We start from the raw sequence: 14,063 nt of genomic DNA, 5'->3' as shown, positions 1-14,063 counted from the left end.
TCTCCGCGCGGACTACGCCTTCTTCAGGGTGAAGTCCGTGGTCACCGTGCCCTTCTTGACGACCTTGACGGTGGTCGCGGTCGGGGCGTACCCGTCCTTGGCCACGATCACGGTGAGCGGGTTGTTCCGGGCGTCCAGCCAGAGTGCGTAGTGGCCGTCCTCGTCCGTGATCAGGGTGTACGAGGACGCCCACGAGTCGACCTGGACGGTCGCCCCCTTGAGGGGTGCCGTGGCGCCGGTGGACGACTTGCCGAGCACCGTTCCGGTGATCTTGCCCCAGGTGCTGGGCGCGGCCACCGTCATGGTGACCGGGACGGACGCCACGGCGTACGGGGTGTCGGCCGAGATGCCGATCTTGGCCGTGAAGTCACCGGGCTGGGTGATCTCCTCGACCGAGGCCTTCACCGACACCGCGACCGAGGCACTGGCTCCCGGAGCGAGGGTGAACTCCGAGGTGCCCAGCGAAAGCCAGCTGACGTCCGAGCCGCCGGTCTGGTCGTAGCCGGGGAGCAGTTCGACCGCGGTGGACGGGCTGGAGGGGCCGTCGGCACCGCCGACCTTGAAGAAGCCCGGGGCGCCGCCGCCCCGGTAGGCCGCGACACCGGCGTTGGGCAGGGCCGACCAGGACCCGGCGGCCGGGTCGTAGGCGTAACCCGCGTTGGTGAGCTCACCGTCGCTGACGCCGGACGAGGCCAGCAACAGGCCGTTGGCCGCGGTGGAGGAGGAGGCCCACAGGGGCTGCGGGAGGTCCGGCAGGGCCGACCAGGCGTCGGCCGCCGGGTCGTAGGCGTACGCGGACTTCAGCTCACCGGAGTCGTTGGTGCCGCCGGCGCAGTACAACAGTCCGCCGATGGCGCCGCAGGCCTCCCAGGCGACGTCCTCGGGGTAGTTCGCGGCGGTGGTCCAGGAGTCGTCCGACGGGTCGTAGACCGTCACCGAGCCGGAGCCGCAGACGTCGGTGCAGCCGCCGACCGAGTACAGCTTGCCGTCCAGGACCGCGGAGCCCGAGCCCGCCAGTGGATCGGGGGAGGGGGCGCCCGTCGTCCAGGTGTTGGAGGCGGGATCGTAGATCTCCAGCTTGGCGTCCGTGCTCCCGTCGGCCGCCCAGCCGCCGACGGCGTACAGCTTCCCGTCGATGAAGCCGTGGGCCGGAGCCTCCCGGGTATCGGCCGCGTCGGCCAGCTTCGTCCAGCCGGTCTCCGACTCGTACGCGTACAGCGACCGGGTGTCGTCGACACCGTCGTAGCCGAACGCCGAGTAGAGCTTGCCGCCGTCGGCGGCGACGGCGTTGTCCTCGATGGCGCCGGGCAGATCGGCGACGGTCTGCCAAGCGTCGCCCGCCGCGGCCGGAGCGGCCGGAGCGGCCGCGGCGTCACCGGCCCGGCCCGCCCGGCTCTTCGCGGACAGCGGCGAGTAGTCCCCCTTCTTGGTGATCAGCGGCGCACCCGCGGCGGCCGGGGTGAACTCCCCGCTCTTCTCGGAGAGTTCGACAGTGGCGGGGGCGCCACCGGTGTTCTTGACCGTGACGGTCTTCGTCGCCGATCCGCCCCAGGCGACCGGGGCGGTCACCGCGGCGGGGGTGACCTTGAGGCGCCCGGCCTTGAGGGAGAAGTCCTTCGACACCACCGAGTCCGCGGCGAAGGTCACCGCCTTGGCGGCGGAGGTGTACCGGGACTTCGCGGCGGTCAGGGTCTGCTTGCCGACCGGTGCGAACGCCCAGTAGAAGCCGTCGCCGAGCGCCGCGTCGTCCGGCGTGGCCGCCGAGGCCGTGCTCACGGCGCCGGCGCCGGTGCCGTCGAGCGCGGCCCCGACGACGCCGTCACCGGTGTTGGCGTCGGCGACCTGCCCGACGACCAGGCCGCCGGGGACGGCCGCCACGCCGCGGGAGCCGACGAACACGTCGTCGACCTGCCACCACCAGCCGAACTTGCCGGCGAAGTGGAACCGCACCCGCACGTCGGGCTCGCCCGCGTAGTCGGTCAGCGCGACGGTGACCTTGGAACCGGTGACCGCGGTGGTGTGCGAGGAGACCGCGGACCAGGTGGTGCCGCCGTCCGCGCTCACCTCGACCTTGGCGGTCTGGCCGGAGTACGTCTTGTAGCTGGTCCGGTAGGCGAGTTCGGGCAGGTCCGTGCCGGTGAAGTCGTACGACGGGCTGGTCAGCACGGAGTCCTGGACCTTGCCGCTGCCCGCCTTGTCGCTGTCGACGATGGCGAAGGCGCCCTTGCCGCCGGTGCTGTTGGTCCGCTTGCCCGGGTCGTCGAACTGCCAGCCGCCGGTGGTGCCCGCGGCGTTGGTGACGGTCCAGCCCTCGGGGGCCGAGGCGGTCGAGTCGAACGGTTCGGTGCTGCCCTCGTCCGTCGCCGTGTACCCGGCCGCGGTACCGGCCCAGGCGTCCACCGGCAGGCTCACGTTGGCGGAGACCGCCGAGTCGCCCACGGTGACGATCTTGGTGACGCTCTGGTAGCCCGGATAGTTGCTGGTGACCTTCAGGGCGTACTTCCTGCCGGCCGGGAGGTCGACCGACCAGGCGCCGGTGGCGGGGTCGGTCTCGACGGGCGCGCCCGGTACTCCGTCGACGGCGATCGCCGCGTAGAGCGGCCAGCCGTGTCCGGAACCGTCGGTGACCTTGCCGGAGACCGTCCGGCTCCGCACCGGGGCTAGCGCGAAGCTCTTGGTCACCGAGGAGCCATCGGTGATCTCGACGCCCGCGAAGGTGGCGGTGGTGTAGCCGTAGGCGGCGACCTCCAGGTCGTAGCTGCCCGGCGTCAGGGTCAGCGCATAGGTGCCGTCCGCCCCGGACTCGGCCCGGGAGCCGCCCGCGGTGATCTCCGCGCCCGCGACCGGTTCACCGGTGTCGGCGCTGGTGACGGTGCCGGTCAGCCCGCCGTGCGGACCGCTGCGGAAGGCCTGCACGCCGTTGGGCGTACCGAGGCCGGTCGGACCGTCCCAGCCCGTGCCCGCGGTGCAGAGGCCGGCCGGGGCGCAGGAGCCGTTGTCGCCGTCGACGACGTCGTTCAGCCCGCTGCCGCCGGCCGCGTAGGGGTAGGCCGCCGGGTAGGAACCGGTGGGCGGGGTGCCGGCCGCGGCGTACACACCGGCGATGATCGGCGAGGAGGCGCTGGTGCCGCCGTAGACGGACCAGCCGTCCCCGCCGTAGGTCTGGTACACCGAGACGCCGGTCAGCGGGTCGGCGACCGCCGCCACGTCGGCGACCGCTCGCTGGTCGCAGCCGGTGGCGAGGCCCTCCTGCCAGGCGGGCTTGGCCTCGTAGACCGAGCAGCCCGAACCCGGGCCGCCGTGGCTGTTGAACCAGACCGACTCGGACCAGCCGCGCGTGGTGGAGGAATCCCGCGCCAGCGCGGTGCCGCCCACGGAGGTCACGAACTGCGAGGCCGCGGGGTAGGCGACACCGTAGGCGTCGTCACCCGAGGAAGCGACCACGGCGACACCCGGGTGGTTGTAGTGGGCGTCGAACTCGGTGGTCTCCGCCGGGTCCTCACCGCTGCCCGGAGCACTGGTGTAGCTCGTGCCGTACGAGTTGGAGACGAACTTGGCGCCCTGCGCGACCGCCTGGTCGACCGAGGTGCCCATGTCCTCGAAGGAGGCGGAGTCGGCCTCCACCAGAACGATCTTCGCGTTCGGCGCGGCCGCCGAGACCATGTCCAGGTCGAGGGAGATCTCCCCGGCCCAGCCGCTGTTCGCCGCCGGGTAGTCGGTGCCGCCCCGCTGGTCGGTCTTCTTGAAGCAGCCGTTCTCCGTGGTGCAGGCGGGCAGCCCGTACTGCGCCCGGTAGACCGCGAGGTCCTCCTCGGCGGTCGGGTCGTCGTAGGCGTCGACGACGGCGATCGTCTGGCCCGCCCCGCCGCCGGCCGGCAGGTCGTAGGCGTCCTGGAGGGCGGTGGCACCCCAGCCGGACGGGGTGGCGGCGTCGGGCTGGACGCCCTTCCCGGACTCCACGTCGGTGCGCCGCAGCGCGAAGCAGCGGACCTCACCTGCCCCGGGCTCGGCGCAGGAGGCCTCGACGGACGGTTTGGTGTCCGTGCCGGCGGCCGCGGGTTCCGCCGCGTTCGCCACCGGCGCGGTGAGCCCCATGACGACGAGGGCCGAGGCGCCGACCAGGGCGGTCAGCCCGGTCCAGGTGCGTCTCCTCCGTTCGGCGGTCCGTTCGGCAGCCGGTCTGGATGTTCCGGAGAAAGTCACGTGTCTCCCATGTGATGCACGGGTCGACCACACGCTTTTCGGGTCGACGGCGAATTGTTTTCGCCGGTCACCCATTAGCCGTGAGTTGCAAGGTTCATGTCAACGGCGCCTTTGTTAAATCTGTGAGTTCTTGTCTGCGGCCATGAACTGGTTCATGTGTGGGCGAACCGGGGGAAGGTCCCGCGCCCGTCAGGCGCGGGCCGGTCACCGCCGGACAGGCGGGACTTCGGAACAGTGAACGCTTTGATTCGGCCAGGCGGTGGGGGTCGGACGTCTTCCCGGAACGTGCCGGTCGTCCGTGACCAGTGCGCTTTCTCGGGGCGGGGGCGTCGGTCGATCGATTTTCGGTAATGATCCGTGCATGGTGAATATGTGTGGTCGAGTGGGTGGGTCCGCGGATTCCCGGAGGAAATCGGTTCCGATTCGACAGGGAATCGGCGGGAGGCTCCCCGGCCCTTTCTCCGGTGGCCGTCCTTGCCCCGTGGGCCGTTTCGGACGGGCGTGCCGACCGGTATCCGGTACGTCGGCCGGTGCGTGAGCGGTCCGTCCGGGTTACCGGCGGCCGGGGGGTGTGAGCGGTCCGTCCGGGTTACCGGCGGCCGGGGTGTGAGCGGCCCGTCCGGACGGTCCGTCCCGTCCGTCCGGACGGTCCCCTCGCGCACGGGATTTGCCGCTTCGGCAAGCGCGCTTGTCGCCGAGCCCGCACGAGTGCACCATCGCTCGCCATGGAGGTGTACCGACATGAGTGACAGGTCCCAGAGGTACGACGTCGTGGTGATCGGCGGTGGCGCCGCCGGGCTGAGCGGAGCCCTGGCGCTGTCCCGGGCCAGGCGTTCGGTGCTGGTGGTCGACGCGGGTGACCCGCGCAACGCGCCTGCGGCCCACGCCCACAACTACCTGGGCCGCGAGGGCGTCCCGCCGCTGGAGCTGCTGGCGGACGGCAGGGCCGAGGCGGCCGCGTACGGAGCGGAGATCGTCGAGGGCGAGGTGGCGGCGGCCCGGAGGCTGCCGGACGGTGGATTCCGGGTGGAGTACGCGGACGGGACGGAGGCCGAGGCACGCAGGCTTCTCGTCACCACCGGCCTGGTCGACGAGCTGCCTCCCGTCCCCGGCCTCGCCGAGCACTGGGGAACCGGCGTCCTGCACTGCCCGTACTGCCACGGCTGGGAGGTGAGGACCCGCCCGGTCGGAATCCTGGCCACGGGGCCGATGGCCGTGCACCAGGCACTGCTGTGGCGGCAGTGGACGGACGACGTGACGTTGTTCCGGCACCTGGAGAACGACTTCGGCGACGACGAGTACGAGCAGCTCGCCGCACGGGGCATCACCGTCGTGGACGGCGAGGTGGCGGGGATCGAGGAGCGGGACGGCCGGCTCACCGGCGTCCGGCTGGCCTCGGGCACGGTGATCCCGCGCGAGGCGCTTGTCGTCCAGCCGCGCTTCACCGCTCGCTCCGGTGTACTGGAGAGCCTGGGGCTCGTCCCCACTCCGATGGAGATGGGCGGCCGGGTCCTCGGTACGTACATCGCCGCCGATCCGGCCGGGGCCACCGAGGTACCGGGAGTGTGGGCGGCGGGCAACATCACCAACCTGATGGAGCAGGTCGTCGGAGCCGCCGCGGCCGGGCTGAAGGCGGCAGCCGCACTCAACGCGGACCTCGTCGCCGAGGACACCCGCCTCGCGGTGGAGTCCCGCCGCACATCCACGGACACCCAGGGAGACCCCATGACCGGCACCGATTCCGCCACCCCGCGCACCGACGCCGAGCTGTGGGACGAGCGCTACCGCCGGAGCGACCGGATCTGGAGCGGGAACCCCAATACCGTGCTGGTCCGCGAGGTGTCGGACCTGGAGCCGGGACGCGCCCTGGACCTCGGCTGCGGCGAGGGCGCCGACGCCGTCTGGCTGGCCGGCCGGGGCTGGCAGGTCACCGCGACCGACCTCTCGCGGGTGGCGCTCGGACGGGCGGCCGTCCATGCGGTGGACGCCGGAGTCGCCGACCGCATCGACTGGCAGTGGCACGACCTGGGGGTGTCCTTCCCGGAAGGGGAGTACGACCTGGTCTCCGCGCAGTTCCTGCACTCCATGGGGGACCTGCCGAGGGAGCGCATCCTGCGGCGGGCGGCCGTCGCCGTCGCGCCCGGCGGGATCCTGCTGGTCGTCGGCCACGTGGGCTTCCCGCACTGGGAGAAGAATCCGGACCCCGCCGTGCGGTTCCCGACCCCCGACGAGGTGCTGGCCCAGCTGGAGCCGGCACCGGGGGAGTGGGAGGTGCTGCTCAGCGGCGAGCACGAGCGGGTGCAGAACGACCCGGACGGCAACCCCACCACCCGTACGGACAACGCGCTGAAGGTGCGCCGCACGGGGTGACCCGGGCGGAGCGGACCGGGTGCGGCGTGCCGTGGCGCCCGCACACGCACGAGCGCCCGCCCCGGTCCTCCCCGGTGGGGGAGGGTGGGGCGGGCGCGCTCGGGTGGGGCGGGGATCAGGCGGCGGCCTTGATCGCGGAGATGTCGAAGGTCAGCTTGACCTTGTCGCTGACCATCACGCCGCCGGTCTCCAGTGCGGCGTTCCAGGTCAGGCCCCAGTCGGAGCGGAGGATGTCGGCGTTGCCCTCGAAGCCCACGCGCTGGTTGCCGTAGACGTCGGTGGCCGAGCCGTTGAACTCCAGGTCGATGGAGAGCGGGCGGGTGACGTCCTTGATGGTGAGGTCGCCGGTGATCCGGTAGGTGTCGCCACCGAGCTGCTCGGCGGAGGTGGAGCGGAACGTCATCAGCGGGAACGTCTCGGCGTCGAAGAAGTCGCCGCTGCGCAGGTGGCCGTCGCGGTCGGCGATGCCGGTGTCGATGCTGGCGATCCTGACGTCGATCGACGCGGTGGAGTGGTGCGGGTCGGTGCCGTTCAGCACCAGGGTGCCCTCGTGCTCACCGAAGGAGCCGCGCACGTTCGTCACCATGGCGTGGCGCACCGTGAAGCCGATGCTGCTGTGGGCCGGGTCGATCGTGTAGGTGCCGGTCAGGGCGGCGAGCGCGGGGTCCACGGCCGGCTTCTCGGCGACAGCGGTCGTGGCGGCGGACTTGCGGTTGAACAGAGCCATGGCTCCTCCTCGGGAGACGTCTTCCTCGAAGTCGAAGGCCTCGGTTTGTTCAACCTTCAACGACATTGACTGTAGACCTGTTTAGTTCAAAGTTCAACATCAGGCGGGGAAGTCGTCACGGGGCGCCCTCCAAGGGCGCGACACCCGGCGGGGCGCACCTCCGGCGGCCCCCGGGATTCACCGCATCCCCACGGACGCGGTCTGGCGGACGCGCGTAGAACTCGGGCAGTATCGCCATGCCGCATCTCGCGACGCTCTCCGCGCCCCCGACCGTCGCGCGGCGGCTCGTCAGAAGTTGTCATGAACAGGAGGAGACCCCCCACATGTCGACCCACCCCAGGCTCCGCTCCGCCCTCACCGCCCTCGCCCTCGTGCTGGGCGTCCTCTTCGCGCCGGGAGTCGGCGTGCTCGGCGGCGCCACCGACGCCCACGCCGCCACCAAGCTCACCCACGCCCAGGCCACCGCCCGGTTCAGCTCCTCCGGGATCACCTGGTCCTCCTCGGGCGGCTGCTCCGACCGCAACAACTCGACCTGTACCTCCTTCGACCAGCTCAACCTGGCCACCGCCCAGGGCGCCCAGACCCTCAAGAGCGCCACCGGCTGCGCCATCAACATCACCGGCGGTACGGAGACGGGCCACGCGAGCGGCACCTACTCGCACTGGAACGGCTACAAGCTCGACTTCGCCAAGAACACCTGCCTGAACAACTACGTCACCGGCACCTTCACCTACATCGGGCTCCGCGGTGACGGATACGCCCAGTACCAGGCGGCCTCCGGCAACATCTACGTCAACGAGGGCAACCACTGGGACACGACGTACTACAACTGCGGCGGCTGCTGACCCGGCGCCCTCCTTCCGGTATCCGGGTATCCGGGTATCCGGCACCCCGCGCGGCGGCGACGGCCCGCGCCGGACACCCGGAGAGCACCCCGCACACGTGTGCCCCTCTCCCGCCGTCGGGAGAGGGGCACACGCGCCGTGGGGGTCCGTGGACCGGCCGGGTGTCCGCTCAGGAGCCGACGCTCACCGTGAAGCGCCGGGGGTTGCCGTCGTTGGCGGCGCCCGAGACGTCGGGCTGGCCGTCGGGGCGCACGTCGTCGTAGGGGAAGGCGTACCCGATCGGGCTGTTGGCGTGCACGATGCGGGACCAGTGGTTGGTCACCGCCTCCTGGTAGTAGTCCGCGGTGGTCGTCCCGTTCGGCTGGTCCGGGTGGCTGAGCATGATCGAGCGGTTGAACCCGGCCGCGAGCCGCGCCAGCAGGGCCTTCTTGTCGTCCGAGTCGGCGGGGTTGTTGGTGAAGGGCCCGTGGTTGCAGGTGAAGACGTCCTTGGACACCGGCTTGGTGAAGGTGTGGCCGCCGTCGAAGACCAGGTCGTCCCCGCTGACCCGGCCGGTCAGCACACCCCGGCCGCCCTGCAGGTCGATCCGGAGATCGGTCGAGCGGTACTTCTCCCAGACCTGGTCGATCTGCGCCGTGAACAGGTCCCGGAAGGGCATCTGGTCCGGGCGGTCGAAGTACGGCGCCATGAGGTTCTGCGGGGAGACGACCCGCAGCACCTGGCCGTCCGGCCCCCGGGTGACCAACTGGTCCCAGGGCTGCCCGTCCGCCGCGGCCTGCGCGATCAGCCCGTCCGCGATCCGCTGCACCGCGCCGTCCGGCAGCGGGGCGACGGTGTGGGTGGTGTCGCCCTCCAGGGTGAGCCCGATGGGGAGCGCCGTGACGAGGTCGACGTAGCTGATGTTGGCGTAGAGCTGCTGCGGGTTGAAGGTGAACTCGCAGAAGGACCAGGTCCGCCCGTAGTTCGGGTCCGTCGAGGTCGCGAAGGCCGGCTCCACCAGCGCAGGGCCCGGGTTCAGGTAGAAGTCCAGCGTGTCGTCGCGTACGAAGTACACCCGGGCGCCGTACATCTGGGGGAGCGTCAGCACCACCGGGTCGCCGCCCGCCGCGTTCAGCGGGATCGAGCAGTCGACCGGCAACGGGGTCTGCGCGGCGGAGGGGGAGTCCGGCCGGTAGAGGCTGCCGTCCGCCCGGAGCAGTACCCAGCGGTCGGTGCCCTGCTCGTGGCCGGTGACGTACGCGCGCACCGTGCCCGGCAGCGAGCGGTTCACCAGGGCCAGCTCGCACGTCGCGGCGGCAGCCGAGGCGCGCGGGGAGAGAGCGCTCCCCCAGACCGGGTAGCTGAGCGCCGCGGCGGAGGCGGCCGCGCCGGTGAGGAAGTTACGGCGAGAGATCACGAGGAGCTCCGGAAAATGGATGACATGGGGGGAGCACGGCCGGGCCGTGCGGGGCGGCTGTGGGGGCCGCGCTGTGGTGCGGACCACTCTCGCCACGCCCGTCACAGGCGTCAATAGGTGCGACTGAGAGCGCTCTCAGAAACTGGAATTCTTCACAACTCGTCTTCACGGCCCGCGCGTTGAAGCGCTCAGGGGCGCGGGGCCGCCTCGTTCGCGCCGTACCGGTCAAGAGGTGAAGGGGAGGGCGGGCCGCCCGGTCCGCGCCAGTGGCCGGCCGGGGAGGGGGTGCCGGGAAGGTGCCAGGCCGGCGGCCGGCCTGGAGGGGGCCGGCCCGGAGGGGGCCGGCCCGGAGGGGGCCGGCCCGGAGGGGGCCGCGACCGCTGTCGCCGTTGTCTCCCGCAAGGGGTGTTCCACTAGGCTCGGTCCCCTGTGCGCCCACCCGGCCCCTCCCGGGCCGCCTCTCCGCCTCTTTGTGGGAACCCCATAACGCGGAGTGGGTCTCAGATGGTGGATCGCACGCATGGTGCGCGGGTTCTGTCGGTCCTCGCCAGGAAACCGGTCAGGAGACTGTACGGATTCGACGGCGGTATTTCCGCTGCCGGATTCGTAGGGTCGGTACATGACCGTTGTGGACGAAATCCCGGGTGAGCCGAGCGACACGCGTGGCCGGGTGGCCGAACTGCTGGCCCTGCGTGAGCAGGCGCGGCGCGGCCCGAGCGACCGGGCGACCGAGGCGCAGCACGCCAAGGGCAAGCTGACCGCCCGCGAGCGCATCGAGCTCCTGCTGGACGCCGGTTCGTTCAAGGAGGTCGAGCAGCTCAGGCGCCACCGGGCCACCGGCTTCGGCCTGGAGTCCAAGAAGCCGTACACCGACGGTGTCATCACCGGCTGGGGCACGGTCGACGGCCGGACGGTCTTCGTCTACGCACACGACTTCCGCATCTTCGGCGGCGCTCTGGGCGAAGCCCACGCCACCAAGATCCACAAGATCATGGACATGGCCATCTCGGCCGGTGCGCCGCTGGTCTCGCTGAACGACGGCGCCGGCGCCCGTATCCAGGAGGGCGTCAGCGCGCTCGCCGGATACGGCGGCATCTTCCAGCGCAACACCCGGGCGTCCGGTGTCATCCCGCAGATCAGCGTGATGCTCGGCCCGTGCGCCGGCGGTGCGGCCTACAGCCCCGCCCTCACCGACTTCGTCTTCATGGTCCGCGAGACCTCGCAGATGTTCATCACCGGCCCGGACGTCGTCAAGGCGGTCACCGGTGAGGAGATCACCCAGAACGGCCTCGGCGGCGCGGACGTGCACGCCGAGACCTCGGGCGTCGCGCACTTCGCGTACGACGACGAGGAGACCTGCATCGCCGAGGTCCGCTACCTCATCGGGATGCTCCCCTCGAACAACCGGGAGAACCCGCCGACGGTGCCGAGCGACGACCCGGCGGACCGCCGCGGCGACGTCCTGCTGGACCTGGTGCCGGCCGACGGCAACCGCCCGTACGACATGCACAAGGTCATCGAGGAGCTCGTCGACGACGGCGACTTCCTGGAGGTCCACGAGCGCTGGGCCCGCAACATCGTCTGCGCCCTCGCCCGGATGGACGGGCAGGTCGTCGGCATCGTCGCCAACCAGCCGCAGTCCCTGGCCGGTGTCCTGGACATCGAGGCGTCCGAGAAGGCCGCGCGATTCGTCCAGATGTGTGACGCCTTCAACATTCCCATCATCACTCTTCTGGACGTACCCGGCTTCCTCCCGGGCGTGGACCAGGAGCACGGTGGGATCATCCGGCACGGCGCCAAGCTGCTCTACGCCTACTGCAACGCCACCGTGCCGAGGATCTCGCTGATCCTGCGCAAGGCCTACGGCGGCGCGTACATCGTCATGGACAGCCAGTCCATCGGCGCCGACCTGACCTACGCCTGGCCGACCAACGAGATCGCGGTCATGGGAGCCGAAGGTGCCGCCAACGTCATCTTCCGCCGCCAGATCGCCGAGGCCGAGGACCCCGAGGCCATGCGGACCCGCATGGTCAAGGAGTACAAGGCCGAGCTGATGCACCCGTACTACGCGGCGGAGCGCGGACTGGTCGACGACGTGATCGACCCGGCCGAGACCCGCGAGGTGCTGATCGCCTCGCTCGCGATGCTCCGCAACAAGCACGCCGACCTGCCGTCCCGCAAGCACGGCAACCCCCCGCAGTAGTCGACGGCGCCCGCGCGGTACCCGCGCACCGGCGCACGAGCTTCTGCCGAATCCTGCCGAGAAGACGGAGACACCCCATGAGCGTCACCACTGCCGAGTCCGTGCTGCGCGTCGAGAAGGGCCACGCCGCCCCCGAGGAGCTCGCGGCCATCACCGCCGTCCTGCTCGCCCGCGCGGCGGCCCCCCGGCCCGCCCCCGTCCGCCAGGGCCGCGACACGGCCGGATGGCGTCGCCTGGAGCGCACCCCCGGCTTCCGCGCTCCGCACAGCTGGCAGGGCTGACACCCCCTCCCGGGCTTTCCCCAGCCCGGAACAGGCGGACATTCCCGCTCGCACCACCCCGGAAGGCCCTGGAGGGCCGTTCCGGGGGCCGCACGAGGCCCCGGCCCGGAATTCTCCGGCCGGGGCCATTGCATGGCCGGAAACAGCCGCCACGGCCTCCACCGGAGAGTGCGCTCGGCCTCCCCGTGAGGAGCCGCGCGGGGGGCGGTGCGGAGCCGCACGGGGCCACACACGGAGAGAAGCCCCGCCTTCCGGTGGACAACCGGGGGCGGGGCTTCTCTCCGTGCGGGTCGTACCCGTCGTCAGCGCAGCCGGGCCATGAGGGCGTGCTCGACGAGGGTGATGAGGGCGCTCTTGGCGTCGGCGCGGTGGCGGGCGTCGGTGGTGAGGATCGGGGTGTCGGGTCCGATCTGGAGTGCTTCGCGTACTTCGTCGGGGGTGTAGGGCTGGTGTCCGTCGAAGCCGTTGAGGGCGATGACGAAGGGGAGGCCGCTGTTCTCGAAGTAGTCGACTGCGGGGAAGCAGTCGGCGAGGCGGCGGGTGTCGACCAGGACGACGGCGCCGATGGCGCCGCGTACGAGGTCGTCCCACATGAACCAGAAACGGTCCTGCCCGGGGGTGCCGAACAGGTACAGGATCAGGTCCTGGTCCAGGGTGATGCGTCCGAAGTCCATGGCCACCGTGGTGGTGGTCTTGTCCCCGGTGTGGGTCAGGTCGTCGATGCCCGCGGAAGCGGACGTCATCACGGCTTCGGTGCGCAGCGGGTTGATCTCCGAAACGGCACCGACAAACGTGGTCTTACCCACGCCGAAGCCCCCTGCCACCACGATCTTCGCCGAGGTGGTGGAGCGGGCCGCTCCGCCGCTAGAGCTTGCGAAGTCCACTGAGCACCCTTTCGAGCAGTGTCACATCTGGCTGGCCGCCGGCGGTCTCGTCGCCGCCGGGCTGATGGATAGCGACGAGTCCGGCCTCGGCCAGGTCGGCGACGAGGATCCGGGCAACGCCGAGCGGGATCGAGAGAAGGGCCGAGATCTCGGCCACCGACTTGATCTCGAAGCAGAGCCGGCAGATCCGCTGGTGCTCGGGCAACTGCCCTTGCAGCCTTGACGGATCGGCCGTCGTACTGACCAGCGCCTCGATGGCGAGCTGGTAACGCGGCCGCGTCCGTCCACCGGTCATGGCGTACGGACGGACCAACGGGTTGTGAGCGGCGGGTGCCGCCGGTGCGGGCCGCGGAGCCGGCTGCGCCACCGGCTGGATCCGGGGCGCCGGGGCGTCGAACCGCTGTGGCGGCTCCTGCCGGGGCTGCCACTCGGACTGCTGCCGCTGGGACCACTCAGGCCCCGGCTGCTGGGGCCAGTCGGCTCCGCGCCGGTGCTGCTGAACGGGCTGCTGGGGCGTCAGGTACGGGTCGTAGCCCTGTGCGCCGCCCGCGCCGCTCGGCGCGGAAGGGAAGTTGAAGCGGTTTTCCCCGTGCTCGTCCGGAACCCGCTGACTGCCGTCATACGGGTGTCCGCCTGTGGGTGCTGCCACGTCTCCTCCTCCTGCTGCCATTCGCCGATCCCAGTGGGGCCGCGCCACCGCACCCTATGGCGCGGTGACGAGAAACGCACTGTCTGTCTCCTTAGTTGAGAAGACTTCCCTGGAGTTCGGCGCGCAGATCCGGCGTCAGGACACCGCCCGCACGGTCCACCAAAAGTGCCATTTCGTACCCAACCAGACCGATATCGGCGTCCGGGTGGGCCAGAACAGCAAGCGAAGATCCGTCAGAAATCGACATGATGAAGAGAAATCCTCGCTCCATCTCCACAACGGTCTGGTTGACGGCGCCGCCCTCGAAGATCCGGGAGGCACCCGCGGTCAGTGACGTCAGACCGGAGGCGACGGCCGCCAACTGGTCGGCGCGGTCGCGCGGGAATCCTTCGGACATGGCCAGCAGGAGTCCGTCGGCGGAGACCACCACCGTGTGCGACACCCCGGGGGTGCTGTCCACGAAGCTGGTGATCAACCAGTTGAGATTCTGCGCCGCCTGGCTCAT

Annotated in this window: 10 protein-coding genes; 4 read left to right on the top strand and 6 right to left on the bottom strand. The window is 71.1% G+C overall.

The features are described 5' to 3' along the window. Positions 1–12: 12 nt before the first annotated feature. On the bottom strand, positions 13–4,203 hold the full coding sequence (locus tag ACWCSV_RS05840; protein WP_451138855.1) for a carboxypeptidase regulatory-like domain-containing protein: 4,191 nt from the start codon (positions 4,201–4,203) through the stop codon (positions 13–15). A gap of 741 nt (positions 4,204–4,944) precedes the next feature. Between ACWCSV_RS05840 and ACWCSV_RS05835 the strand changes: the two genes are divergently transcribed. Next, complete coding sequence (locus tag ACWCSV_RS05835; RefSeq protein WP_451138853.1) at positions 4,945–6,573, top strand: FAD-dependent oxidoreductase; 1,629 nt, start codon at positions 4,945–4,947, stop codon at positions 6,571–6,573. 115 nt (positions 6,574–6,688) lie between these two features. Here the strand turns inward: ACWCSV_RS05835 and ACWCSV_RS05830 are convergent, their stop codons facing one another. Further along, a complete protein-coding gene (locus ACWCSV_RS05830) occupies positions 6,689–7,300 on the bottom strand; it encodes a YceI family protein (protein WP_451138851.1) in 612 nt (203 codons plus the stop codon). Positions 7,301–7,623: 323 nt separating this feature from the next. Here ACWCSV_RS05830 and ACWCSV_RS05825 point away from each other — a divergent pair, with 323 nt between their 5' ends. Then, entirely contained in the window at positions 7,624–8,145 is a 522-nt protein-coding gene (locus ACWCSV_RS05825) for a hypothetical protein (protein ID WP_451138849.1), read from the top strand. Between the two features lie 169 nt (positions 8,146–8,314). Here ACWCSV_RS05825 and ACWCSV_RS05820 read toward each other — a convergent pair whose 3' ends face one another. Beyond that, positions 8,315–9,541 (bottom strand): glycoside hydrolase family 64 protein, encoded by a 1,227-nt coding sequence (locus tag ACWCSV_RS05820; RefSeq protein WP_451138847.1) that lies wholly within the window; start codon positions 9,539–9,541, stop codon positions 8,315–8,317. 619 nt (positions 9,542–10,160) lie between these two features. Between ACWCSV_RS05820 and ACWCSV_RS05815 the strand changes: the two genes are divergently transcribed. After that, on the top strand, positions 10,161–11,744 hold the full coding sequence (locus ACWCSV_RS05815; RefSeq protein WP_451138845.1) for an acyl-CoA carboxylase subunit beta: 1,584 nt from the start codon (positions 10,161–10,163) through the stop codon (positions 11,742–11,744). A gap of 77 nt (positions 11,745–11,821) precedes the next feature. After that, entirely contained in the window at positions 11,822–12,025 is a 204-nt protein-coding gene (locus ACWCSV_RS05810; protein ID WP_451138843.1) for an acyl-CoA carboxylase subunit epsilon, read from the top strand. A gap of 302 nt (positions 12,026–12,327) precedes the next feature. On the opposite strand, the gene ACWCSV_RS05805 is transcribed toward ACWCSV_RS05810, so the two are convergent. From ACWCSV_RS05805 to ACWCSV_RS05795, 3 genes are all read right to left on the bottom strand, one after another. Next, positions 12,328–12,909, bottom strand: a complete 582-nt coding sequence (locus ACWCSV_RS05805) for a GTP-binding protein (protein WP_014048542.1) — start codon at positions 12,907–12,909, stop codon at positions 12,328–12,330. Then, the gene (locus ACWCSV_RS05800) at positions 12,890–13,558 is read right to left on the bottom strand and encodes a DUF742 domain-containing protein (protein WP_451138841.1); all 669 of its coding nucleotides are present in this window, start codon (positions 13,556–13,558) and stop codon (positions 12,890–12,892) included. The genes ACWCSV_RS05805 and ACWCSV_RS05800 overlap by 20 nt, the downstream gene beginning before the upstream one ends. A 91-nt stretch (positions 13,559–13,649) precedes the next feature. Then, positions 13,650–14,063, bottom strand: a complete 414-nt coding sequence (locus ACWCSV_RS05795; RefSeq protein ID WP_266709517.1) for a roadblock/LC7 domain-containing protein — start codon at positions 14,061–14,063, stop codon at positions 13,650–13,652.

The organism is Streptomyces sp. NPDC001770 (assembly GCF_053596135.1).
This window is presented reverse-complemented; position numbering and strand designations above follow the sequence as displayed.

Excerpts from the sequence above, each read along its gene's own strand:
- ACWCSV_RS05810 (WP_451138843.1), top strand. The coding sequence starts at position 11,822 with ATGAGCGTCACCACTGCCGAGTCCGTGCTGCGCGTCGAGAAGGGCCAC.
- ACWCSV_RS05835 (WP_451138853.1), top strand. The coding sequence starts at position 4,945 with ATGAGTGACAGGTCCCAGAGGTACGACGTCGTGGTGATCGGCGGTGGC.
- ACWCSV_RS05825 (WP_451138849.1), top strand. The coding sequence starts at position 7,624 with ATGTCGACCCACCCCAGGCTCCGCTCCGCCCTCACCGCCCTCGCCCTC.
- ACWCSV_RS05830 (WP_451138851.1), bottom strand. The coding sequence starts at position 7,300 with ATGGCTCTGTTCAACCGCAAGTCCGCCGCCACGACCGCTGTCGCCGAG.
- ACWCSV_RS05815 (WP_451138845.1), top strand. The coding sequence starts at position 10,161 with ATGACCGTTGTGGACGAAATCCCGGGTGAGCCGAGCGACACGCGTGGC.
- ACWCSV_RS05795 (WP_266709517.1), bottom strand. The coding sequence starts at position 14,063 with ATGAGCCAGGCGGCGCAGAATCTCAACTGGTTGATCACCAGCTTCGTG.